The organism is Agrobacterium sp. NPDC090283, from assembly GCF_044769685.1.
GTDB lineage: Bacteria > Pseudomonadota > Alphaproteobacteria > Rhizobiales > Rhizobiaceae > Agrobacterium.
Genome location: NZ_JBIVYG010000026.1, coordinates 23865 through 45748, shown reverse-complemented (window position 1 = coordinate 45748; position 21884 = coordinate 23865). Strand labels below are relative to the sequence as shown.

At 58.0% G+C, this 21884-nt stretch carries 27 protein-coding genes; 21 read left to right on the top strand and 6 right to left on the bottom strand.

The genetic code is table 11. The features are described from left to right. Positions 1–138: 138 nt before the first annotated feature. Positions 139–1161, top strand: coding sequence for a hypothetical protein (locus ACIQUH_RS25795; RefSeq protein WP_400820575.1), 1023 nt, complete (start codon positions 139–141; stop codon positions 1159–1161). 680 nt (positions 1162–1841) lie between these two features. Here ACIQUH_RS25795 and ACIQUH_RS25790 read toward each other — a convergent pair. The 3 genes from ACIQUH_RS25790 to ACIQUH_RS25780 form a co-directional block, all read right to left on the bottom strand. Next, positions 1842–2123: an HU family DNA-binding protein gene (locus ACIQUH_RS25790; RefSeq protein ID WP_400820569.1), complete on the bottom strand. Its 282-nt coding sequence runs from the start codon at positions 2121–2123 to the stop codon at positions 1842–1844. A 69-nt stretch (positions 2124–2192) separates the two neighbouring features. After that, complete coding sequence (locus ACIQUH_RS25785; RefSeq protein ID WP_400820566.1) at positions 2193–3011, bottom strand: alpha/beta fold hydrolase; 819 nt, start codon at positions 3009–3011, stop codon at positions 2193–2195. Between the two features lie 173 nt (positions 3012–3184). Further along, entirely contained in the window at positions 3185–4141 is a 957-nt protein-coding gene (locus ACIQUH_RS25780) for a GlxA family transcriptional regulator (RefSeq protein ID WP_400820564.1), read from the bottom strand. A gap of 87 nt (positions 4142–4228) precedes the next feature. Between ACIQUH_RS25780 and ACIQUH_RS25775 the strand changes: the two genes are divergently transcribed. Next, entirely contained in the window at positions 4229–4897 is a 669-nt protein-coding gene (locus ACIQUH_RS25775) for a DJ-1/PfpI family protein (RefSeq protein WP_400820561.1), read from the top strand. Positions 4898–5045: 148 nt separating this feature from the next. Here ACIQUH_RS25775 and ACIQUH_RS25770 read toward each other — a convergent pair whose 3' ends face one another. Then, a complete protein-coding gene (locus tag ACIQUH_RS25770) occupies positions 5046–5252 on the bottom strand; it encodes a hypothetical protein (RefSeq protein WP_400820606.1) in 207 nt (68 codons plus the stop codon). Positions 5253–5517: 265 nt separating this feature from the next. Between ACIQUH_RS25770 and ACIQUH_RS25765 the strand changes: the two genes are divergently transcribed. The 16 genes from ACIQUH_RS25765 (at position 5518) to ACIQUH_RS25690 (ending at position 16516) form a co-directional block, all read left to right on the top strand. Next, positions 5518–5814 carry a hypothetical protein gene (locus tag ACIQUH_RS25765; RefSeq protein ID WP_400820559.1) on the top strand — a complete coding sequence of 99 codons (297 nt, stop codon included), beginning with the start codon at positions 5518–5520 and terminating at the stop codon, positions 5812–5814. Positions 5815–6620: 806 nt separating this feature from the next. After that, complete coding sequence (locus ACIQUH_RS25760) at positions 6621–6932, top strand: DUF736 domain-containing protein (RefSeq protein WP_313533774.1); 312 nt, start codon at positions 6621–6623, stop codon at positions 6930–6932. A 375-nt stretch (positions 6933–7307) separates the two neighbouring features. Further along, entirely contained in the window at positions 7308–8150 is an 843-nt protein-coding gene (locus ACIQUH_RS25755; RefSeq protein ID WP_400820556.1) for a DUF932 domain-containing protein, read from the top strand. 245 nt (positions 8151–8395) lie between these two features. Continuing rightward, entirely contained in the window at positions 8396–8608 is a 213-nt protein-coding gene (locus ACIQUH_RS25750) for a helix-turn-helix domain-containing protein (RefSeq protein ID WP_138725450.1), read from the top strand. A 153-nt stretch (positions 8609–8761) separates the two neighbouring features. Then, positions 8762–9025, top strand: a complete 264-nt coding sequence (locus ACIQUH_RS25745) for a DNA -binding domain-containing protein (protein ID WP_400820554.1) — start codon at positions 8762–8764, stop codon at positions 9023–9025. A gap of 115 nt (positions 9026–9140) precedes the next feature. Continuing rightward, entirely contained in the window at positions 9141–9353 is a 213-nt protein-coding gene (locus ACIQUH_RS25740; RefSeq protein ID WP_400820551.1) for a transcriptional regulator domain-containing protein, read from the top strand. Between the two features lie 46 nt (positions 9354–9399). Then, positions 9400–9954, top strand: a complete 555-nt coding sequence (locus ACIQUH_RS25735) for a DUF2285 domain-containing protein (protein WP_400820548.1) — start codon at positions 9400–9402, stop codon at positions 9952–9954. A 144-nt stretch (positions 9955–10098) separates the two neighbouring features. Beyond that, positions 10099–10380, top strand: coding sequence for a helix-turn-helix transcriptional regulator (locus ACIQUH_RS25730; protein ID WP_400820545.1), 282 nt, complete (start codon positions 10099–10101; stop codon positions 10378–10380). Between the two features lie 12 nt (positions 10381–10392). After that, positions 10393–11265, top strand: a complete 873-nt coding sequence (locus tag ACIQUH_RS25725) for a replication initiator protein A (RefSeq protein ID WP_400820543.1) — start codon at positions 10393–10395, stop codon at positions 11263–11265. 204 nt (positions 11266–11469) lie between these two features. Further along, positions 11470–11967: a DUF2840 domain-containing protein gene (locus ACIQUH_RS25720; protein ID WP_400820541.1), complete on the top strand. Its 498-nt coding sequence runs from the start codon at positions 11470–11472 to the stop codon at positions 11965–11967. Then, the gene (locus ACIQUH_RS25715) at positions 11964–12521 is read left to right on the top strand and encodes a S26 family signal peptidase (protein ID WP_400820539.1); all 558 of its coding nucleotides are present in this window, start codon (positions 11964–11966) and stop codon (positions 12519–12521) included. Before ACIQUH_RS25720 ends, ACIQUH_RS25715 begins: the two co-directional genes overlap by 4 nt. A 36-nt stretch (positions 12522–12557) precedes the next feature. Continuing rightward, positions 12558–12884 carry a DUF736 domain-containing protein gene (locus ACIQUH_RS25710; RefSeq protein WP_400820536.1) on the top strand — a complete coding sequence of 109 codons (327 nt, stop codon included), beginning with the start codon at positions 12558–12560 and terminating at the stop codon, positions 12882–12884. Between the two features lie 236 nt (positions 12885–13120). After that, complete coding sequence (locus ACIQUH_RS25705; protein ID WP_400820533.1) at positions 13121–13897, top strand: lytic transglycosylase domain-containing protein; 777 nt, start codon at positions 13121–13123, stop codon at positions 13895–13897. Continuing rightward, positions 13894–14142, top strand: a complete 249-nt coding sequence (locus tag ACIQUH_RS25700) for a hypothetical protein (RefSeq protein WP_400820530.1) — start codon at positions 13894–13896, stop codon at positions 14140–14142. The genes ACIQUH_RS25705 and ACIQUH_RS25700 overlap by 4 nt, the downstream gene beginning before the upstream one ends. Then, positions 14139–15881 (top strand): relaxase/mobilization nuclease domain-containing protein, encoded by a 1743-nt coding sequence (locus ACIQUH_RS25695; RefSeq protein WP_400820528.1) that lies wholly within the window; start codon positions 14139–14141, stop codon positions 15879–15881. The genes ACIQUH_RS25700 and ACIQUH_RS25695 overlap by 4 nt, the downstream gene beginning before the upstream one ends. A 194-nt stretch (positions 15882–16075) precedes the next feature. Continuing rightward, positions 16076–16516, top strand: a complete 441-nt coding sequence (locus ACIQUH_RS25690; RefSeq protein WP_400820525.1) for a hypothetical protein — start codon at positions 16076–16078, stop codon at positions 16514–16516. A gap of 292 nt (positions 16517–16808) precedes the next feature. On the opposite strand, the gene ACIQUH_RS25685 is transcribed toward ACIQUH_RS25690, so the two are convergent. Both ACIQUH_RS25685 and ACIQUH_RS25680 read right to left on the bottom strand, forming a co-directional pair. After that, positions 16809–17240: a helix-turn-helix domain-containing protein gene (locus tag ACIQUH_RS25685; protein ID WP_400820523.1), complete on the bottom strand. Its 432-nt coding sequence runs from the start codon at positions 17238–17240 to the stop codon at positions 16809–16811. A gap of 381 nt (positions 17241–17621) precedes the next feature. Continuing rightward, positions 17622–17993, bottom strand: a complete 372-nt coding sequence (locus ACIQUH_RS25680) for a hypothetical protein (RefSeq protein WP_400820521.1) — start codon at positions 17991–17993, stop codon at positions 17622–17624. Here ACIQUH_RS25680 and ACIQUH_RS25675 point away from each other — a divergent pair. The 3 genes from ACIQUH_RS25675 to ACIQUH_RS25665 all read left to right on the top strand — a co-directional run bounded on the left by ACIQUH_RS25675 (position 17983) and on the right by ACIQUH_RS25665 (position 21678). Next, the gene (locus ACIQUH_RS25675) at positions 17983–19998 is read left to right on the top strand and encodes a conjugal transfer protein TraG (protein ID WP_400820518.1); all 2016 of its coding nucleotides are present in this window, start codon (positions 17983–17985) and stop codon (positions 19996–19998) included. The genes ACIQUH_RS25680 and ACIQUH_RS25675 overlap by 11 nt on opposite strands. Before the next feature lie 3 nt (positions 19999–20001). Beyond that, positions 20002–20424, top strand: coding sequence for a CopG family transcriptional regulator (locus ACIQUH_RS25670; RefSeq protein WP_400820516.1), 423 nt, complete (start codon positions 20002–20004; stop codon positions 20422–20424). A 366-nt stretch (positions 20425–20790) separates the two neighbouring features. Further along, entirely contained in the window at positions 20791–21678 is an 888-nt protein-coding gene (locus ACIQUH_RS25665) for a LysR substrate-binding domain-containing protein (RefSeq protein WP_400820514.1), read from the top strand. Positions 21679–21884: the final 206 nt, after the last annotated feature.

Genomic DNA, 21884 nt, shown 5'->3' with positions numbered 1-21884 from the left:
ACGTGAGAGATAACAAGACGTTATCATGCGTATCGGCATTGGGACCCCGTGCCGATTTGCACCCTGACAAACCCATCGCACTGTTATAAATGGCAAACAGCGCTTATATCTCAGCGCCACATACGGAATGGCAGCAGCATGAAAACCAAACCTCCCGTCATGAGTGTTGAATTGAAAGCAGCCCTCAATGCTGTCGGCGAAAAGCTTTATAACGGCAAGGCGCTGCAGGGTGAGGTGGAGGCGGTCATTCGCCTGTTGGATGAGCTGTCACCGCTCAGCGTCACTCTTGTGTCAGGGGCCATTCGCAACGAGGCAAACTTGTTCGGTGCGGTCAAAACCCAGCCCTTCTGGAAAAGCCTCGTAACACCGCTCAGCCACCGCGACCAGCTGCACAACACACCGGGGTTGGAGCTGCTGTTCCTGTTTCATGGCAATGGCCAGTTGCGTGAACTGGCGCTGGAGAAGATCACGCAAGGGCTTGTCTCGCCCTTCTGGGTGGCAGCCGTGCTGTTTCGCATGAATGACTGGGCGGTGCAGGTGCGCAAAAGCGCCAACCGCTGCGTGGAGCGCGTGCTGCCCGTCACGCCACCACACCTGCTGGCAAAGGTCGCGCTCACGCTGTTTCCCCGTCAAGGCGAGTGGGGTCGCTGGAATGACGCCGGGCAAACGCTTGCCAGAAGCCTGATGACGAGACCGGATATCAGCGCTGAGTTTGCGACGCTGCTGATGTCCAATACCGCCGGGCCAGTGCCAACCGCCTTCCGGCTGGCGCTGAGAACCCCGTGGCTGGATACGTATCTAAGTGACATCGCCAGCCACGCCACAAACCCCATTGTTCGCGCCATTGCCGTGGAAACCCTGCTGCAAGGCGCGGCTCGATGGCGCTCCGGTTATGAGCACAAGTGGCTGGACAAACGCTACAACATTACCCAACTCGTTCCAGTCTACACCAGCCGAACCCTCGATATTGCCCCACAGCCGGAACTGATTGCCAAAATGGCAATAACAGACCGCTCCGCCTTCGTGCGCCGCACAGTCCTGCAATGCGCCGACCGCCACACAATTCCCGCAGAACTTTCACGCACCTGCGCACAACACCTAACCAACGACCCCGACAAATCCGTGCGGGACCTCACGGCGTTTATTCTGCGCAAGGGGTGAGTATGTGCAAGAAGTGGCCAACCCCAACTTCACCCCAGTGCCTGTCACAGGGGTTCAGGCCAGCTCAAACCGCCGGTAAAGTTGATCGCCAACACCACCGGCTCCGTACACGGACATTCCCCCAGGCGATCCTCATCCTGTTGTTTGCTGCCAAAACGATCGGCCTCGTTTACCATTGAAGAATGTCAGTTAGTGGCGTGCCATGAAAGAACGTCCGTCGGCGCATCTTTCCACAAGACATATCGGTCGCCATAGCCGATGTTCTGACGACGATGCTCGATAACGACCACATCAAAGTCCCCTCATGCAATGTCGTGCCGCGAATTTCAGCTTGGGAAATTTGGAGTGGGAAACGAAGAGCTATCGCATCTCCGTTTCGTCCCGGAGCGTCACTTCACGCCTTTGATCGCACCCGGTTGCCTTCGCGAAAGTCCAATTGAAGCGACACTTGTTTGCCTGACTTTTGCAACGTCGCAGAATAAGGAGTTTTGCAGCAGCCGCAAAGTCCGCTGATGGCGCTTTCCAGCCCGAAGAGATCCGCCGGCACGCCTGCGTGAAGGACCATAGATTGAAACGCAGGTTCTTCCGGAAATTACGGCAAGAAGAGCTTGCCGCATCCGCCATCTGGCACTGCAGGTCCCGCGCTGTGGATGCGGCACCTTGCATAGTAATCCCGAAAGTCAGCCGTTCACGGCGTCTTTCAGTGCCTTGGCTGGCTGGAAGACAAGTTTTTTTGACGCAGCAATCTTGATCGTCTCGCCAGTCGAGGGATTGCGACCGTCGCGTGCGGGCTTGTCCTGAACCTTGAACTTGCCGAAACCGTTCAGCGACACTTCTTCTCCTTTGGCGGCGGCCTGCGAAATGCCTTTCAGGACATCTTCGACAATCGCCTTGGCTTGAGTTTTGGTGAGCTGATGTGCCTCGGCAAGACTGTCCGCGAGATCGTTTGTGCTGATAGCCATTAAATGATCCTCCTCATGATTCGATACGGTATGTTAGCGCATGTGGCCAAAGGCGTCGCCGCCGTTTGATCAGTCAAGCGAGTTGAGGAAACTGAGCAGCATTTCGTTGAAAATATGATGCTGCTGCCAGTGAAGACCGTGACCGGCATTAGCAAGACGCAAAGGGCGTTCGGTCCACAGATTGCGATATTTCAGCGTATCGATGTAATCGAGGTTTATCACCGGATCGTCGGCACCATTTATAATTGCCAGCGGGACGTCGGAGGTCGCGACGAGTTCGCGCTGATCGATCTGCGTTCCAGCGATCACAGCATTCACCATGAACTGACGCGCGCGTCCATCCGTGCGGCGCACAGCAGATGTGTAAAAAAGATCGCGCTCCGCTCCCGGTCCGAGTGCCATGGTGACCACACCTTCTATCTGCTCGTCCGTCAGAGTGGGGTTGCCGGTGTAAGCCATCTCCGGATTGGGCAGGAAGCCGAGTTGCGCACCTTCAGGTCCCGGCGGAATAGGTGGTGTTCCGAAGATCATCACCCCTGAAACATTGTCCAGCTTCGCCACGAGGTCCAGTGCAATATGCCCGCCAAGCGAATGCCCGAGAATAGCGATCTTTTCGATACCGAGTTTGGTGAGGACTTCTTCGACTACGTCGGCATGGCCGCCAAAGGAATAGGTGCGGTGAGGATCGATCGCATCGGACGATGCGCCATGTCCGGGCAAGTCCAGTGAAACGACCCGCCGTTTTCCCGCCAGTGCCTGCTGCTGGAACACGAACATTTCCTTACAGCCCGAATTGCAATGTAGCATTAGAAGCGGCGTGCCATCTCCTGCGACATCGCTGACCGCGATACGTCCGTGTGATGTTTCGATGAATGTCTGCTCGCTCATATCTGTATTCCAGGCTCATTCTAAATCGGGGTGTGCTTGAGACAGCATCTTCACAAGATTATGGCAAGCGCCTTTGCGCCAGATATCCTTTCGTTACCCTATGTGGCTTGCCCACTAAACCGCTGGGAATAAACTTTATCGTACTCATTGAGTGAAAAGGTCATCAACCGCAATCAGCTTCGGAACCTGTCCTGCCACTCTTTCGGTCCGACCCCTAATTTGCGCAGGAACGCCCGCCGCATTGTTTCCGGCGAGCCAAATCCGCACTTGCGTGCGGTTGTCGATATCGCGGCACCGGTTTCGAGCAATCCCTGTGCTCTCTCCAGACGGATCGTCTCGACTGCCTCAGCTGGTGTGCGTCCTGTGCGCTGACGATAATGGCGAACAAAAGAGCGCAGGCTCATTCCCGTCTGTTCTGCCAACGTTTCCAACGTCAGTTGACGTGACAGGTTTGCCGAGATCCACGCGTGAAGCTCCGAAAACCTGTTATCAACGGCCTGCAGCCTGAGCGGCGCACTGAACTGAGATTGGCCACCCGGACGCTTGAGAAAAACCACAAGCTCGCGGGCAACGGCAAGAGCAAGTGTGCGGCCATGATCTTCTTCCACCATCGCCAATGCGAGGTCTATTCCAGCCGTCACACCCGCCGAGGTCCATATTGCGCCGTCCCGCAGAAAGATCGGGTCGCGTTCGAGGCGCACTTCTGGAAAACGTTTGGCAAATTCATCGCACCGATGCCAGTGGGTGACGGCACGGCGACCATCGAGTAATCCGGTCTCCGCCAGCAGGAACGCCCCGCTACAAACCGAGGCCATGCGCCGAGCATGGGTTGCGCGGTCCCGAACCCATTCGATCAGCGCCGGCCTGCTGCACGCAGCATTCACACCGCTGCCACCAGCGACGATAGCCGTATCAACTGCCAAGCGACTTGCCGACAAGGTTTGGCAGCGTAGCGTTACGCCGGAATTGCAGGTGACCTCCGGGTCTTCTGCAACCAACACTACCTCGTAGAGCGGTGTTTTTGTAGGGGTACGGGAAAGCTGATTTGCCGATGCGAACACTTGGGCAGGACCCGTTGCGTCGAGAACCTGGGCATCGGGAAAAACGAGAATCTCGATCTTGCGTAACATCGGAAATTGGCCTGAAATGAGGGAATATTGGCATTCAGGCCACACCATTTACTGCCATGATCGCTGCGTCAAGACAGGAGAAAAATGATGTCCTTTCGCTTCGGTATCCTCTGCTTTCCCGGTGTCCAGCAGCTCGATCTCACAGGTCCTTATGAGGTATTCGCTTCCGCTCGCGATACGCAGGTCGATCTCGTCTGGAAGACCGTCGAGCCGGTTCGCGCGTCGACCGGACTGTGGCTCATGCCTAACGCAACCTACGAAGACGCGCCAGAATATGATCTTATTTGTGTTCCGGGCGGCGGTGGCGTGAACCCGCTTCTGACCGACGAGGAAACGTTGGACTTCGTGCGGGGTCAGGCGAAAACAGCGCGCTTCGTCACCTCGGTCTGCACCGGCTCGCTGGTACTCGGGAAAGCCGGGTTGCTCACAGGCAAGCGGGCGGCTACCCACTGGAACGCGATGGACCTTCTTGAGCGGTTCGGAGCGAGTGCGATGGAAGAGAGGGTCGTTCGTGATGGCAACCTGATAACGGCTGGCGGGGTGACGTCCGGGATCGATTTCGGTCTCTCGGTCGTGGCGGAATTGATGGGGCGGGACGAAGCTGAAATAATCCAGCTATCGTTGGAATACGCACCAGCGCCACCCTTCGATGCTGGATTACCAGCCCACGTCCGTCCTGAAATCCTCGCAGAGGCCCGTCAGCGCATGACGCGGTCCCGAGAGGAGAGGGAGGTGCTGCTTTCGAAATCCAGATGATCTGCTGGCCTGAACGGCGCGGAAGTTCGCTCATTCAACGGATCGAAAGCTGGCTTCTGAAATCAACTGCGAGTAACTGACTTCGCACCAAGCGCAAAAGAAAAGGGCGGCACGGATGCCGCCCTTCACAAAGAAAAGCTTCGATCTATCAGGCTGCCGTGCGGTCGCCGGAGAAATGACCGCACCAGTCGTTCGCCGTCACCACAGGCCAGAGACCACGTGCGTTCGCCTCCGGCTGCGATACCGGAGGATTGAAACGACAGAGGCCGGCGTTCTCATCAATCTTCTGGGTGTTCGCAACGTGATCTTCATAGAAAGAGCAGGCATTGCAGGATGCGTCGTTCGACATGGTGATATTCCTTTCATTCGCGTCGTCAGTATCGGGCTTAAAGTTGAGCCTCGAATTCATAAATATTAGAACGATTCTAAAAATAAGACTGGTTGATTACAAGCCTTTTCCTGCGTGAGCTGAGATTATTTGGATTTCGCTGGCGTAAGATGGCCGTTCCGGTTTTGCGTCTGTAGAATTCTACAAGTTCCTGTTGGTGGACCGTTGGCTTATCCTATCCGAGTATCCCGAGGAGACTGGTAGAAACAGGTTTACAGGAAAGGAAAGAAAATTGTCTCATGAGCAGTCATTCACGTTCTACACCTACTCCATGATTAACGATATGGATGAGGACCGGTGGGCACATACTGGCATTCGCGATATTTTCTTCGATACGTTTGACGCAGCGCGTGAAGCCGTTGTTGGGCTTCGATCCGACATCGATTCCGATCCGGATATGGAGTGGAGCCCAACTCGGGTTGAAAAGATCGAGACGCTTCCTGTTTCCGCACAGACAATACTTGCTTTGCTCAATGACGGAATGGGTGCATTCATCAGGAAATATGAGATCGTCGAAACCATAGGTTAGACCCGTCATCTCCCCCGGAAAGGATGATATGGGCGTTGCCCTGCGAACCGGGTGTCGGCTTCACTGAAGCCCGCTGAAGCGGTCTTCACCCTTCGGGCTTCCATCCCTAACGCAAGAGATGGCGGCGGCGGGCATTCGCCCGGAGAAGCCCCGCTTCCGCGGGGCCGGGCCGGTGGCCTGTTCAGTCGATGACACAGCAACACGACCAGATCAGGGCCAAATCCTCGCTATCTGCCCCGGCCATGCCCGCATGGAGGCGACCGGAGAGCAGAACAAGGAATCGTCCAGTTTCACCGAGAGATAGGGATTGCCCCGCCCCGGACAGGCAGGCTCCTTCCATACCGCCCCGAACCCGGTGGCTCCAGCAAACAGCGTGAGCGGAAGTCCGGCCCGTTTTCGGTTTCGTCCCATGACGACCGCGAGGGAACCTCACCGACTTGACGTTGAGGTTGAGGGTCTTGACCGAGCCAGCGAAGCCGTTGTCGGCGCAGAAGAAAGTGCTGACCGATAGCAGCCACGCCATGATTTCCTTTTTTCCGCCGACCGGACCACGCCCACCGCGATCTCGATTGATCTGGTCTGACCGAAGACCGGCGACGCAAGCGCCGCCTCGATCTCAATCCAGCAACGTCCGGCGACAACTTTTTTCCGCCGCCTTCGGCTTTGCATCGCGAAACAAAAAAGCTGCCGCCGGCCGCCCTCCACTTTGTTCCGGCCCCAAGGGGTGCAGGCCGATCGTCCCCGGTCCATCGACCGTCATCGAGACCGCGATGGGCGCGGCCCGATCAGCAGAAGGAAATCACGTCATGGCTACTATCGGCACTTTCTCCCGCACCGACAACGGCTTCGCTGGCTCGGTCAAGACCCTCAACCTCAACGTCAAGTCGGTGAAGTTCTTGCCCGCCGAGGATGAAACCGAAAACGGGCCGGACTTCCGCGTGTTCGCCGGAGCCACTGAGTTCGGAGCGGCATGGAAGAAGCAGTCTGTGCAGGGCAACCCCTACCTCTCGGTGAAACTGGACGATCCCTCGTTCCCCGCTCCGATCTATGCGAGCCTGGTCGCGACGGACAACGAGGATATGGCCCTGATCTGGTCGCGCCGCCGCGCCACCAACTAAACAGGCCACCGGCCCGGCCCCGCGAAAGCGGGGCTTCGCCATGCTCATGCTCGCCACCGCCATCAATTCATACGGAGCGCTGCGCGCGCTTTGTCATGATCGGCTGCGGCTTAAGCCTTGCCGATCCAGAGGGGAAGCCAAGGGGTCTTACCCCTTTCTCCCCTCAAGCGCCGCCTGCGCATGGCAGGGCCGCCCGCTTCTCAAGACGGTTCACTGTTCTTCATGGTCTTAATTTTCCAACCCGTCCCGCTTGCGCGCAACCCGGCCATGCTCGCCGGCACTTGTCCCCTTCCAACCCCGCGCGCTCTCGCGCCCCCGGAAGGCATGTCGAGGGACATGCCTTCGGCAATTAAGGGAAAAAGAGGAGCAAGGACCATGAATTATCATCTCGCCACACGGTTCGGCCGCAACAGCCACCAGATCAGAGGGCGCGAAGCGCTCGACAACGAAGCGCTGTTTCGGCACGTTCCGGCCATATTCGCCCGCGAACCGCATGATAGCCGGTCGGAGCGTTACGTTTACGTTCCCACCATTGAAATCGTGGAAGGTTTGCGCCGCGAAGGATGGTTTCCGTTCTTCGCCGTGCAGGTGGTGCCCCGCGATGGCGACCGCATGGGACACGCCAAGCATATGCTGCGTTTGCGCCGTGATGGCGGCATAGGCAAGCCGGAGGCGGCGGAAGTCATTATCGTCAACAGCCATGACGGAACGAGCAGTTACCAGATGTTCGCGGGGATGCTGCGTTTTGTCTGCACCAACAGTCTGGTTGCAGGAGAGCGTTTCGAGGAAGTCCGCGTTCCTCACAAGGGTAATATCCAGCACGACATTATCGAAGGCGTCTATACCGTTGCCGAGGACTTCCCCCGGCTGATCGACGCCAGCGAAACCATGAAGGAAATCCAGCTTGGTGAAGATGAGCGCCGCGTTATGGCCGAGGCCAGCCTTGTCGCCCGCTATGGTGAAGACGAAAGCCCGGTCCGCCCGGACCAGATCATTCAGCCGCGCCGCCGCGAGGATAACGGGCCAAACCTTTGGCTGACGTTCAATTCAATTCAGGAAAATATGATGAAAGGCGGCTTGAACGGACAACGGCGTAATGCGGAAGGTCGCATCCGGCGCAGCCAGACCCGCGCCATCAACGGCATTGACCAAAATGTGACCCTCAATCGCGCGCTCTGGACGCTGGCCGAAGGAATGCAGAAACTAAAGACCCACTGACCATGGAAACCGTAGAGCCGGGAAACCGGCTCTACGGTTTCCCGCTCTCGCTATTTCAGTAACCCCTTGGGCCATCCGCCACATCGGATCGGCGGCGTCCGCGCCTGGATGGCGCGGAAGCCGCTCGCCGGTCTGTGACCGGCTCGCGAAACCACGCACAGGTTTTTCAACGGGCCACTTTTCCTTTTCCGGATTCACTAGTATATTGGGTGGAAGCGCAATAGTCTGTCGGTGACAGCTTTCCCATGAGCTTACGGGAAAGAGTCGCCAAGAATCTGCGTCGGTTGAGACATGATCGATCCATGTCACAGGAAGAACTTGCCCATCGCGCCCAGCTCAACCGCAATTATGTCGGTATGCTTGAGCGCGAGGAGTACGCTGTTTCCGTCGATACGCTCGAAAAGCTTGGCGCAGCACTCGACGTCGATCCGATCGAATTCTTCCGCAACGATCCCTGAGAGACGCGCAAGGGCAGACCTATACTTTTTGCTAAGACGTTTCAGCGATAAGGTTATTCCGTAATTGCGGATATTACCGTCATGAAACTGCCACCCTGCGAACGGATAAAATACTGGTCCGTTTTTAGCGTGGCTTTCGGCGTAGAGGCCCCCATGAACAAGCCTTTGAAGGACGATGGACCACCCTTGACCGACAGGGTGAACGCCTATGATGAAGCCCATCTGGCAACTTATCTTCGTCTTCTGGATGCCGACGAGGAAGGCGCTGACTGGCGTGACGCCGTGCGCATCATCTTCGGTATCGATGTTGAAGCCGACCCGGAACGCGCCAGGCGCATCCACGAAACGCACCTTGCCCGCGCTCGCTGGATGACCGAGATCGGCTATCGTCATCTTCTCCAGCCACCCATGCAATAGCCGCTCCAGCCGGTTTCATTCGAGACCGTTTGTATTCCAATTATCTGTATTCCGGCTCCGGAAACTTCCCCAATACTCCGTCCATCCCAAGGTTGAGTTTCCCAAGGGGAGTGGCATGGAAGCATTGCAGGACTGGACTTCGCCCCGGTTCGATGACGAACTAGGCCATCTTGAGCGCGGTGGTGTGACCTTCGAATTTCTCCGCCGCAACAAGCGATACCGGAACGACTACAAGCAGGCGCTGTCCAGCGCCTCTCCCGACAAAACGAAACAGGCTGAAGCCGCACAGCACTTGTGCCAACGCTGGGGTGTCACCTTTCCCTGTTGATCCATCTCACCCGGCCTCGGTGGCACGACCGCTCTGGCATCCGCGGATGTTTCCGGCAACCGTCATCATTGAACCTGCACCGGCAGGCTTCAGCGGTTGCCCCTTGCTCGATCCGTTCGCGCCTGCCTTTGCAGGGCATATGGCGGCGGACGGATTTCATGCCGTCGTCAAGGACAAATACGGCGATCATCATGTTTGGCTTCCGCAGGGGCAGCGGGTCATCAATGCCGTCATGTGGATTCCGCCTGACGAGTATTACAACGAGCGGGAGCAATGCGTCAGGCGGTTTTACTGCTGGCTGGCCGGAAAGCCGTCCGGCCCGTTGCCGCGCTGGTTACGTTTTTCCCGCTACCAGATTCATAGGTTGAGCTTGCTGCTGCGCGTATGGGAAGGCGTGCAGGCAGGCGCATCGCGTCAGGAAATCGCCAGCGTCCTTCTCAACGCAGAACTTGGCAAGCTGCGTTCCATCGACTGGAAAAACACGCCTGAACGTAGGCGTATCGCTCGACTTTTTGGCGCTGCGCAGCAACTGATCGACGGCGGTTATCCGCGTCTGCTTTGCCCCATACAGAAATTTTCCGACCATCTGCACCGTCGCTGACCGCGACCATTCTTCGGCTTTGTCGCGTCCTGCATGGGGGGACATTTACGGCGGCGATAATTTTGTCACTCCGCCGGGCCGCATATTTTTCGCCATCCTCGCAACAGAACCGCCGTTCTGGTGGCGACTGCGATGGAGGCCCACATGCAACAGAAGATCGAAGAGAATTGGCCGCGTTTCGTGCGCACGGTGGAAGCTGCCCACCTTCTCGGCCTCTCTCCCCGGACGCTGGAAAAGCACCGCTGTGACGGAACAGGTCCGATCTATCGCAAGCTCGGCGGTCGTGTCGTCTACACCGTCGCCGATCTTCAGGCATGGATTGATGCGGCCGCCCGTCTATCGACGTCCGAAGCCGCACCACCCCGACTGTTGCAGGTGCTGGACACCGACCCAGACACTCACCTTGTCGCTGACGCCGCGTGCTGACCGGACGCCGCCATGTCCTCCCACCGGATATATCAGGGCCAGCAGCTTGAACTGTTCAGGCCATGCGGCGGCGACATCGCCACCCGCGATGCGCAGGACCTCATGGCATGGCCTTTCTTCTCGCTCGCCAAGTCCCGCCGCGTGACGCCGATCGACTTCCGGATGGGAGATATATCGATCCGCGTCGAGGCGACGGCCGAACACGGCATGGCGACGATATGGGACGCCGATATTCTCATATGGGCGGCGTCGCAGATCGTTCAGGCCCGCGACAATGGCTTGCAGACCTCGCGTTTCATGTTCGCGACGCCATACGAAATCCTATCCTTCATCGGCCGCACAGATTCCGGCCTGAACTACAACCGGCTGAAAGCGGCATTGGACCGCCTTCAATCGACAACCGTTGTCACGTCGATCCGCCAGCCGTCAGAGCGGCGGCGGCATCGCTTCTCGTGGATCGCCGAATGGAAAGAACAACTGGATGCAGCTGGCCGGCCGCTCGGCATAGAACTCATCCTGGCGGACTGGTTCTATGCCGGCGTCATTGACGACGCCCTGATCCTCACCATCGACCGGGCCTATTTCGATCTGACCGGCGGCCTTGAACGCTGGCTTTACCGTCTCGTGCGCAAGCACGGCGGCCGCCAGACATGGGGCTGGAGCTTCGATCTCGAACACCTGCATCTCAAGTCCGGCTCGCTCTCGCCGCTCAAGCATTTCGCCTATGACTTGCGAGCTATCGTCCAGCGGCAGCCGCTTCCCGGCTACCGGCTGGAACTTGTCACCGACCCGGACGGCCGCATCCGCCTGACGTTTCAATCCACGCCAACCGATCCAATGAAGGCCGCGCTGCGCCTGCCGCGCCGCCGTCCGATCAGATTGTGAGCAACCTGTGGACAGACCCGTACTATCAGGGACCGCAATGCCCGTACTATCGGGGACCGAAAATCCGTACTATCAGGGACCAAAACCGGGTTTAACCATCCGGATTCCTTCGGCAATCTGCTCCCCTAACATTGCTAACTCAGAATCCTTCGGATTCTTCCTAACTCGACCCGCCGAAAATCGCGGTTGTGGAAGGGTCAGCCGATGAAGGCAGGCGCTTCCCCTCCCCGAACGCTGGTCCGTCTGACATGGCGTGAGAACCGTATCGAGCAGCGCATTCACTTCGGTCGGATTGCCGAAGAACAGCGCATCGACCGTCATCGGCGCGTCCTCAGCTTCGATCCCGGAAACATCTTCGCCTTCGTCAGATGGGCCGCGAACGATTACGGCACCGTCGTTTCCCGCATCGACATTCTGCGCGCCGTCGCACCGGGCGAGAGCTACCAGACCGTGCCGTCGGTCGATCCCGGCGGCGAAATCCTTCTGCGTACCCACGGCTGGCCGAAGGTCGAAAAGGTGCTGCACGTCATCGACGCGATCGAGCGGAGCGGCATCGAGCCCGCCGACGTCGCGCCGGATCACTGGCGGCACATTCACAACCGTCTCACCGTCAATGAGCCGTTCGGCACCTACACCCGCCAGCAGCATCGCGCCTGGCTGATGCGCCGGGAGATTTCCACACAACAGGGAGACAGGCCATGATGCGCTTAGCATGGGTGATGGTGACGTATTGTTCCGCGCTTGCCACCACGGCTTCCATCTTCATCGATCCGGCTAAAAAACTGATCTGGAACGCATCGGCCAGCGTGCCGGTCGGCCTCTACTGGATCGTTTGCGCCGACCGTCTGGACGTCACCGACCTGGCGGTCGTGATGCCACCCGACGATCTGGCCTCCTTCCTTGACGAACGCCGCTATTTGCCGCGCGGCCTGCCGCTCCTCAAGCGCGTGCTGGCTCTTTCCGGAACGACCGTCTGCCGCAACGGCGCGGAGATTACTGCCTACGGCATGACCTATGGACAGGCCCGCGAGCGCGACGGCCAAGGTCGTCCGCTGCCCGTCTGGCAGGGCTGCCGGACGCTCCGCGCCGGCGAAGCCTTCTTCATGAATTGGGACGCGCCCGACAGCTTCGACAGCCGCTATTTCGGGCCGCTTCCACTCTCAACCGTCGTCGGCAGGGCAATCCCGCTCTGGACCACTGACGATCCCGATCCGGTCGTGGAAACCTTCCGCGAGCCGGTTTCCGACGAGCCGTGAACGGCTCGCTTCTCCAACCGAATGAGGTTTACCGCTATGGCCCAGATAGGCACCTTCACCCGCAACAATGACGGCTTCTTCGGCCGCATCCGCACGCTTACCCTCGACGCCGAAGTGACCATTCTTCCCATCGACGAGACGGACGCCGAGAATGCGCCGAACCATCGTATCTTCGCCGATGGTCTCGAAGTCGGCGCGGCATGGGACCGAACCGGCGAGCGCGCAGGTGCGTATCTCTCCGTCACCATAGACGATCCTTCCTTTGTCGAACCGATCCGCGCCCGCATGTTCGAGTCCGAGACAAAGAAGGACGTCTGGAATCTTCACTGGACGCGCAAGACGCGGCGCGACGAACAGGCGTGACCCTCATGAGCTGCCATCCTTCCCGCGAACTTTCAGGCTCACTCCCTTTGATCGATCGAGCGCCGATCACTCCCCTCGATCCGATCGCCCACCGGGCGACCGTCGCGCGCAGCGGCGGTCAAGGGCGACGGCCTGTTTTCCGGATAACGGACACTTCTTGCGACGATGCCCGTCCGGAAAATGTTGGCCGGCGGCGAAGCCTTGCCCTTGACCAGAGCGAGCACGATGGCAGGCTGATGGTCAATCGGGACGGCGGACTTTGCGCCGCCGTTCCTGCGATCATGGCGCTGCTGATCGCAGGCACTATGACCGTCACGCTGCCATGCGTGGCAATAGCCGATCCGCTGGCAAACGAAACGCAGACGACGCGCACGGCCACCGTCGTCGCATCGTTCGATCCGTTAGCCGATCATATCGCGGAAGCGGCCAAGCGCTTCGCCATTCCAGAACGCTGGATACGCGCCGTCATGCAGGCCGAGAGCGATCATGATCCGCACGCCATCTCGCCAAAAGGCGCGATGGGCCTGATGCAGATAATGCCCGCCACATGGGCGGAACTGCGCGACCGACATGGCCTTGGCGACGATCCCTATGATCCCCGCGACAACATTCTGGCGGGCGCTGCCTATATCGCGGAACTGCACGATCTCTATGGTTCGCCCGGTTTCCTCGCCGCCTACAATGCCGGTCCAGGCCGCTACGAAAAGCATCTTGTCACCGGCGATCCATTGCCTGCCGAGACGGTCGCCTACATGGCGAAGATCGTCCCGCAGATCGACGCAGACGCTGCCGTTGCTTGGCGCACCGCGGATCGTCCGACCCGGTCCGAATGGTCTGTCGCGCCGCTCTTCATCGCTCGCGCAGCGGTTCCCGCTGGCGGCGACAAGACGGCGGCTGATCTTCCTTCCGGTCGCCCATCCAGCGCCGGCACGATCACCGATCTTTCGGCGCTCGCAACGCCGTCCGATGGCCTGTTCGTGCGTCGGTCCGAAAAGCAGGGGGAACGGCCATGAATTTCGTGGTGCCGGGTGGTCTAACGAGCGTCATCGTAGCCCATGCGGAATGGCGGGGAGGGGCGGCGGCCACGTCCGATTTAAGGCAAGATAAAAGGCCGCACATCGCGGCTTGGACGGTCGGTTGTTTTGATTGGCTTTTTTCCGGCTTTCCGCACATCGCGGACTATGCGTGCGATGTGCGCACCCTGAATTTATCAAATATTTTCAACGAAACCTGCACCTCGCAGCGAGTAACCCCATGAGCCGGGACGACGATTTCCGCGTCCGGCCTGGACGCATCCGCTCCAGCAAGGCCCAGCGGGCAAGGCCGTTCGTCGCTCAGGCGCTCGCCGCCGCGCAGAAGGCCGGCGGGTATGTTTCCCGCTCCGGCAAGATCACGTCCGGCAAGGGCCGTGGACCGAGCTTCGCTCGTGGCCGTGTGGCGAGTGTCCGCGCCAATCGTCTTATCACCAACCGTATTCGTTTCTGCACGGTGAAGGCCCGCATCGTCCGCAACAAGGGCGATCGTGGCCCGCTTGCCCGCCACCTCAACTATCTGCGCCGTGATGGTGTTACCCGAGACGGCGAGAAGGCCCGCATGTTCGGTCCCGGAACCGACAATGCCGACGCAAAGGAATTTGCCGATCAGTGCAAAGACGACCGTCATCATTTCCGGTTCATCGTCTCGCCGGAAGACGCCGCCGACATGGAAGACCTGAAGCGGTTCACGCGCGAGCTGATGGCGCAGGCGGAAAAGGATCTCGGCACGAAACTCGAATGGGTCGGCGTCGATCACTGGAACACTGACAATCCTCATGTGCATGTCATCGTGCGCGGCCGCACCGACGACGGGCAGGACCTCGTGATCGACCGCGACTATATCAAGAGCGGATTGCGCGACCGGGCGCAGGATCTCGTGACGCTGGAATTGGGACCGCGCACCGAATTGGACATACGCCGTTCGCTGGAACGACAGATAGAGGCCGACCGCTGGACACAGCTTGATCGCCAGCTTCTCCGTGACGCCAATGAGCAGGGCATCATAGATGTTGCTCCGTCTCCGGATAAGCAGCCCGACGAATATTCCATCCAGAAGATCGGCCGGCTTCGTCACCTCGAACATCTCGGCCTGGCTGAAAACGTTGGTCCCGGCCAATGGATCGTATCCGGCGAGGCCGAAGCCACCTTGCGCGAGCTTGGGCTACGCGGCGACATCATCAAGCGGATGCACCGCGCCTTGACGGAGCAGGGCATCGAGCGCGGCGCTGCCGATTACGTGCTGTCCGGCGAGGCGCATGGCGAGCCGGTCATCGGCCGGCTGGTCGAGCGCGGCCTGGACGACGAGTTGCGCGGCACGGCCTTCGCAGTGGTCGACGGTGTGGACGGCCACACCCACTATATCCGTCTTCCCGACATTGAAGCGGCCGGGGACAGCGCGCCGGGTTCGATTGTCGAACTGCGCTCTTTCGAGGACGCCCGTGGTGAGCGCCGCGTTGCGCTGGCCGTTCGTTCCGATCTATCCCTTGAGGCGCAAGCCACGGCCGACGGCGCCACATGGCTCGACCGCCAGCTTGTCGCCCGCGATCCTGTCGATCTCGGCGGCGGCTTCGGGCTGGAGGTGAGCCAAGCGATGGAAGCGAGGGCGGAACATCTGATCGAAGAGAGGCTGGCACGGCGCGAGGGAGAGCGGGTTATCTTCGCCCGCAATCTTCTCGGCACGCTCCGCCAACGTGAGCTGGACGCACTTGGCGAAAAGCTCGCGCATGAAATGAACATGCCGTTTCGCGAAGCGGCAGCCGGGGAATATGTCGCCGGCACCTATAGCCGGCGCTTTACCCTGGCATCCGGCCGCTTTGCGATGGTCGATGACGGTCTCGGTTTCAGTCTTGTGCCGTGGACGCCTTCCGTCGACAAGCATATCGGTCAGCACATCTCCGGCGTGGCCCGCGCCGATGGCGGCGTTGACTGGAGTTTCGGCCGCAGGCGCGGGCTTGGCCTATAAGCAGGCTTGCCTTTCAATCCGGAACCCTTGTCCGTCGCCATTGCATTGTATGGTTGACGGGTGAATGTAGTTAAAATTCGCCAGCCGGAACTCCACAACGGACGGTCATCTGCGTTGCCGCTTTGGCCGGTTGAGTATTGCTTCCGAGGTCCGCGCTCACCATATCCTTGCTCGTAATCTATAGTGGTGAGGATATGTCGAATACAATCAATCTGTCCGGTGAGGGCTCCCACGGACGTGTGGCGGGTAAATTCCTGGTTAATCACGTTACAGTGGCACAAGCGCTCTACGAGCCCGACGCTGACGATCATCACAAAATCGTATCATGCAGCAACGTGTGGGCAATTGATGTTGTCAACGCTCAGTATGTCGCAGGCAATTCAGTTCGCACAGGACAGGTTGCAATCCCCACCACGAAGGATACGGGGCTGTATATTGTTCTCGATGATGGATACGATCCTGCTTGCGATCTCTATCCCGTCAACGAGAAGAATATGACGTCAGGGTTGATAATAGTCGTTCTCGATCCGGATAATGTCTGCCCGTCGAGTAAACTTACGAGGATGTTGATCGATGGCGTGGCCTATGTGGATGAGGCCGTCTACAAAGAGATGTTGGCCGCGATCGATAAGTGACCGCCTGCAGGGGCCGAAGTCCAGAATTCCAGATGATAGGAAATCTGTTATTGCTATTCACAATTATACATCATAGCAAACCGCTGACGGAAAGTGGGGGCGATACCCCCGGCAGTTACGATCCCAACTGACCGGTCGCCACTTTCCGTTATTTCCAGCCATCAAATCCTTCTTTGGAACTGCGAAAGGCCTTTTGTCGCCACGACCTCGCCGATGCTTTCTTCACCGAAGAAATAAAAGAGGATTCGATCAGTAACCCGCGACACCAGAACCTTAAGAGACTATGCAAGCTCTATATTTCGGCCGAGTCGGCATTCCCGTCAGCAGCCACTGCCTTTATCATCTCGATGATGTAATGGCGCACATTTGGGTCCGTAATCTTTACGAATTCACGATTAAGCCTGAACCCTTCGGAGGACGCCAGAAATGTTTGAAAGTCGTCGGGCTGTGACGCATGTGGCGAGATGGTAGCCATTGTGTCGCTTGGTGGTGCGTCTTCAAAGAAGAACGAGACGGGGACATTCAGAATGTTGGCGATGTTCTGAAGGCGGCTGGCTCCGACTCTGTTGGTACCGCGTTCGTATTTCTGTATCTGCTGGAAGGTGATGCCGACGCTGTCACCGAGCCGTTCCTGGCTCATACCGTTCATGGTCCGGCGCAACCTGATGCGGCTTCCGACATGGATATCAATCGGATTGGGTCGTTTTTTACTGGCTTCTGACATCTGTTCACCTGTCCACGAAAATGTAGTGTCGAGCATCGATCCGGATGCCATGTGCCGCAAGGCTGGCTTTCGAGTTTATCGAGACCCATGAAAGAAGCTACGCCATTGGTTGGAGGCGATACCTTCAAGCTCGGCTTTGAGCCACCGAAATACAAATTCACAAGCACTATCATTGACCATTCTGTGGCTGTAAGGGCGATATGTCGAGTAGCGCATGCTCGACATGGAGATTTCACAGTATCGGCGCTTGGGCATATCGACTTGTTTTATCTTTTTGCGATTATCATCGCCGATGATCAGGATTCGGGTTGCACCGTATCGTCAGATCAAGGCGAACGAAGGCACGAAAGTTACACAACTGGACTACCGTGGCTGACAATTTTACCCGGCCACATACTCCAGGTCGGCATCAAGGAAAGATATGCGGCCTAACACTCGATCAGTGCGCCCGCGATCCGGTTTTGAACATATTGCCATCGCCGCCACGGCCCCCGCTGCCGCGCACAGCCTCACCGCTCTGACTGCCCACGAGCGCGAATTCGAGCCTCTTGGCATGCCGCTCGCCAATTCTCTGAAGTTGCCGACCATTCGGTAGTGATGTCGGGTCTGGTCAATGCCGCCGCCCGCAAGTATTTTTTCGATGGCTTTCACCAGACTACGACGTTTGGTGTCAATGGCGTTGAAATCGTTTCGGAAATTCTTTTCCCTAAACATGAAGCCATGTTTGGAAGGAGTTCCCGTCTTGTCGGCCACGCGCGTGCTTTGGGGGCATATCACCGTTGTTCTGCTGATCGTGTTCTTTGCGGTCTGGAGCGCAACACAATGGACGGCATGGCGGCTTGGTTTCCAGTCGCAGCTTGGCTCGCCGTGGTTCGAGCTTGCAGGCCAGTCCATCTATCTGCCGCCTGCTCTTTTCTGGTGGTGGTATTCCTACGATGCCTATGCGCCGACCGTCTTTCTCGAAGGTGGGGCGATTGCAGCGTCCGGTGGCCTGATTTCAATCGCGGTCGCTATCTTCATGTCGATCTGGCGCGCGCGCGAGGCGCGGGACGTCCGCACCTTCGGTTCCGCCCGCTGGGCCGAACATGAGGAAATGGAAGAAGCCGGGCTTCTTGGTAATGATGGTGTGGTGCTTGGACGCTTTGAAACCGAATATCTGCGCCATGATGGGGCCGAGCATGTGCTGGCGTTTGCTCCCACCCGATCCGGCAAAGGGGTCGGACTGGTAGTGCCAACGTTGTTGACATGGCCGGGATCGGCCATCGTCCACGACATCAAGGGCGAGAACTGGGAACTGACAGCCGGCTTCCGGGCAAGGCATGGCCGTGTTCTGCTGTTCGACCCGACCAATTCGGCTTCATCCGCCTACAATCCTCTGCTGGAGGTGCGAAAGGGGGAGTGGGAAGTTCGGGACGTGCAGAACGTCGCCGATGTGCTTGTCGATCCGGAAGGCTCGCTGGAAAAACGGAATCATTGGGAGAAAACCAGCCATTCACTCCTTGTCGGCGCGATCCTGCATGTCCTCTATGCGGAGAAAGACAAGACCCTGGCCGGTGTCGCCGCCTTCCTCTCCGATCCGCGCCGCCCGATCGAGTCCACATTGTCCGCCATGATGACCACGCCGCATCTTGGTGAGAAAGGACCGCATCCAGTGGTCGCTAGTGCGGCCCGCGAACTGCTGAATAAATCCGACAATGAACGATCCGGCGTCTTGAGTACCGCCATGTCCTTTCTCGGCCTTTATCGAGATCCGGTCGTGGCGAGCGTCACCAGCTGTTGTGACTGGCGTATTGCCGATCTTGTCAGCGAAGAGCGGCCGACCTCCCTCTACATGGTTGTGCCGCCATCAGACATTTCCAGAACAAAGCCGCTTGTGCGCCTTATCCTCAACCAGATCGGCCGACGCTTAACGGAAGACCTGCACGCGAAGGATCGCCGCCACCGCATGTTGATGATGCTGGACGAGTTTCCGGCGCTCGGCCGGCTTGATGCTTTCGAGAGTTCGCTTGCGTTCATGGCAGGCTACGGGATCAAGGCGTTCCTGATTGCGCAGAGCCTCAACCAAATCGAGAAAGCTTACGGTCCGAACAATTCCATCCTCGATAATTGTCATGTCCGCGTCAGTTTTGCGACCAACGATGAGAGAACGGCCAAGCGTGTGTCGGATTCGCTTGGCACCGCGACCGAAATGCGCGCCATGCAGAACTATGCCGGGCACCGGCTTGCCCCATGGCTATCGCATATAATGGTGTCGCGGCAGGAAACGGCCCGCGCGCTGATGACGCCCGGCGAGATCATGCAACTTCCTCCTGACGATCAGATCGTCATGGTGGCGGGCGTCGCGCCCATCCGTGCGAAGAAGGCCCGGTATTATCAGGACGAACGGTTCAGGGAGCGGTTGCTTCCCGTTCCTCCTGATCTCAAAGCCGGTTTCCTGCCAAAAGCGGATGACTGGTCGGCACTGCCGCTAATTCCTGCCCCGTCCGCCAAAGGTAAAAACGCGACCAAAGGCCAGACCGCATGGGCAAACGCCGCCGCGCAGGATGATGATTCCGCCAATGCCGGCCTGCGCCGCGAACCCGGCCTTGAAGCACACAAGGATATAGCGCCGGAAGCAGAGACAGCCCCTGTCAACGAATTCGATCTCGATATGGATGAGCCGGAACCGGAGGTCGTGAAAAACCGGATACTTGCGCGCAACATGCGCCAAGTCGCTTGGCAGGTTTCGATGGACCCCGATGATGGAATGGAGTTGTAAGCCATGCCCTCACGTCCCGACAAGAAACAGCGCCTCTCCGTATATCTCGATCCCGATCTAAAACGCCGCCTTTCGGATTTCGCGGATCGGCGAGGGCAGTCGGAATCCCTCATTGCCGAAGCTGCCATCGCGTCGTTTCTATCACCCGATGCTGACGAGCGAAAGGAAGCAGCCACGGTCAAGCGGCTTGACCGGATCGATCGGACTATCCAACGGCTTGAGCGGGACGTCGGTATTGCTAACGAAGCATTCGCCCTGTTCATCCGATTCTGGCTGACCTCGACCGCTTCACTACCGGACGCGGCTCAAACCGCTGCCCGCGCCAAGGGTGGCGAACGTTATGACAAATTCCTTGAAGCTCTTGGGCGACGACTTGCGAACGGACCGCGGCTTCGACAAGAAGTGCCGGAAGATTCACCTTTATGAAACAGTATCTGATTCAATCTTTTATAAAATATGAGAAGATAAAATATCAATTTCATGTCTGTAGACCGGGTATCTTAAATATTAAAATGTATCGCAGTAACTAAAGTGACTGTTAAACTCCGGCTCCCATCGACTCATGTGACCCAAAATCTCGTGCGGCGATTTTTGTTTGAGGCATAAAATTAACCTCGCATTAGCAGTGTCGTCAGGCCGGCGAGACATGGCATCGTTATCGACCGAAACGATTACTACATCTGCCGTTGCCTCTGATGAGGAAATCCTATTCTGCCTGCTAAAAAAGCACAGGGAAGGAGCTCACATCGACGCGAATTATGTCATGCAGGCAACAGGCAAAAGGGGACAAGATTGGAATTGCGTCACCTTCAATACATAGTAGCGAGCGCCAGAAACGGCAGTTTCAGCGCGGCTGCGAATGAACTCAATGTCAGGCAACCGATCGTCAGCAAACGGATCAGGGAAGTCGAGGATGAACTTGGTATTCCACTGTTCGAGCGTGCGTCGACGGGAGCGCGTTTGACCCCTACTGGCGAGGAATTTATCGTCGGTGCGAAGCGTATCGTGGAGGATGTTCAGCGTCTCAAGGACCGGGCGAGAGCGAGCAAAGCCGGTAAGCTGGGCCATATTGTCGTGGGGTTCTACAAATCGCTTTCCACCGGCCGGCTGCGCACGGCTCTACACCAATTCCGGCAAAGTCATCCTTCAATAGAAGTTGAACCGGTAGAAACCTCCTATAGCGAGCTCAGGGCAGGTGTAATCGGGCGCGCAATTGATGTTGCCGTTATTCTTGGTGATGCAGGAAGGTCCAATCTGCTGAACTCCATCGGACTTTGGCCGGAGCAGCTTGTAGTAGCTTTACCGGAGAACCATCCGCTTGCCGAACAAACCGTCATCTACTGGGCGGAACTGAGAGGAGAACGTTTTCTGATCAGCCATCATGACCCGGGGCCTGATATTCGCAATATTCTTCTTCGCCATCTTGCCGCACCTTCGGATCATCCAGAGATTATTATCCGGCGTTTGAGCCGTGAGAGTATTCTGAGCGAGGTGGGCAGCGGGCAGGGCATAAGCCTGCAGTGTGAGGGCGTTTCCGGCATGACGGGACTAGGTGTTGTCTACAGGCCCGTGCATGACGGCAACGGTGCCACGCGTCTTGGATATATTGCCTGTTGGCGACCAGACAATACAAACCCCGTTCTCAAGACGTTTCTGGATGCTCTGAAACCGAAATGCTGATTCGGTGAATAGCGTCAGGCTATGAACCGTTGCCGCGCCGAGAGCCGCAAGTATTTTTTCGACCGTCTACGATCGCCTACGAAATCTGAAATAATCTTGTTGCGAAGCTCCGAATTGTGCCTTTCTTGATTGTCCCCGTCGCCATCCGACTGTTTGCGGATGGCCGGAAACGGGGCGCAACGTGGCACATCATCACCATCATGACC

Coding starts and splice junctions, on each gene's coding strand:
- ACIQUH_RS25795 (WP_400820575.1), top strand. CDS start 139: ATGAAAACCAAACCTCCCGTCATGAGTGTTGAATTGAAAGCAGCCCTC.
- ACIQUH_RS25790 (WP_400820569.1), bottom strand. CDS start 2,123: ATGGCTATCAGCACAAACGATCTCGCGGACAGTCTTGCCGAGGCACAT.
- ACIQUH_RS25785 (WP_400820566.1), bottom strand. CDS start 3,011: ATGAGCGAGCAGACATTCATCGAAACATCACACGGACGTATCGCGGTC.
- ACIQUH_RS25780 (WP_400820564.1), bottom strand. CDS start 4,141: ATGTTACGCAAGATCGAGATTCTCGTTTTTCCCGATGCCCAGGTTCTC.
- ACIQUH_RS25775 (WP_400820561.1), top strand. CDS start 4,229: ATGTCCTTTCGCTTCGGTATCCTCTGCTTTCCCGGTGTCCAGCAGCTC.
- ACIQUH_RS25760 (WP_313533774.1), top strand. CDS start 6,621: ATGGCTACTATCGGCACTTTCTCCCGCACCGACAACGGCTTCGCTGGC.
- ACIQUH_RS25755 (WP_400820556.1), top strand. CDS start 7,308: ATGAATTATCATCTCGCCACACGGTTCGGCCGCAACAGCCACCAGATC.
- ACIQUH_RS25750 (WP_138725450.1), top strand. CDS start 8,396: ATGAGCTTACGGGAAAGAGTCGCCAAGAATCTGCGTCGGTTGAGACAT.
- ACIQUH_RS25745 (WP_400820554.1), top strand. CDS start 8,762: ATGAACAAGCCTTTGAAGGACGATGGACCACCCTTGACCGACAGGGTG.
- ACIQUH_RS25740 (WP_400820551.1), top strand. CDS start 9,141: ATGGAAGCATTGCAGGACTGGACTTCGCCCCGGTTCGATGACGAACTA.
- ACIQUH_RS25735 (WP_400820548.1), top strand. CDS start 9,400: ATGTTTCCGGCAACCGTCATCATTGAACCTGCACCGGCAGGCTTCAGC.
- ACIQUH_RS25730 (WP_400820545.1), top strand. CDS start 10,099: ATGCAACAGAAGATCGAAGAGAATTGGCCGCGTTTCGTGCGCACGGTG.
- ACIQUH_RS25725 (WP_400820543.1), top strand. CDS start 10,393: ATGTCCTCCCACCGGATATATCAGGGCCAGCAGCTTGAACTGTTCAGG.
- ACIQUH_RS25720 (WP_400820541.1), top strand. CDS start 11,470: ATGAAGGCAGGCGCTTCCCCTCCCCGAACGCTGGTCCGTCTGACATGG.
- ACIQUH_RS25715 (WP_400820539.1), top strand. CDS start 11,964: ATGATGCGCTTAGCATGGGTGATGGTGACGTATTGTTCCGCGCTTGCC.
- ACIQUH_RS25710 (WP_400820536.1), top strand. CDS start 12,558: ATGGCCCAGATAGGCACCTTCACCCGCAACAATGACGGCTTCTTCGGC.
- ACIQUH_RS25705 (WP_400820533.1), top strand. CDS start 13,121: ATGGTCAATCGGGACGGCGGACTTTGCGCCGCCGTTCCTGCGATCATG.
- ACIQUH_RS25700 (WP_400820530.1), top strand. CDS start 13,894: ATGAATTTCGTGGTGCCGGGTGGTCTAACGAGCGTCATCGTAGCCCAT.
- ACIQUH_RS25695 (WP_400820528.1), top strand. CDS start 14,139: ATGAGCCGGGACGACGATTTCCGCGTCCGGCCTGGACGCATCCGCTCC.
- ACIQUH_RS25690 (WP_400820525.1), top strand. CDS start 16,076: ATGTCGAATACAATCAATCTGTCCGGTGAGGGCTCCCACGGACGTGTG.
- ACIQUH_RS25685 (WP_400820523.1), bottom strand. CDS start 17,240: ATGTCAGAAGCCAGTAAAAAACGACCCAATCCGATTGATATCCATGTC.
- ACIQUH_RS25670 (WP_400820516.1), top strand. CDS start 20,002: ATGCCCTCACGTCCCGACAAGAAACAGCGCCTCTCCGTATATCTCGAT.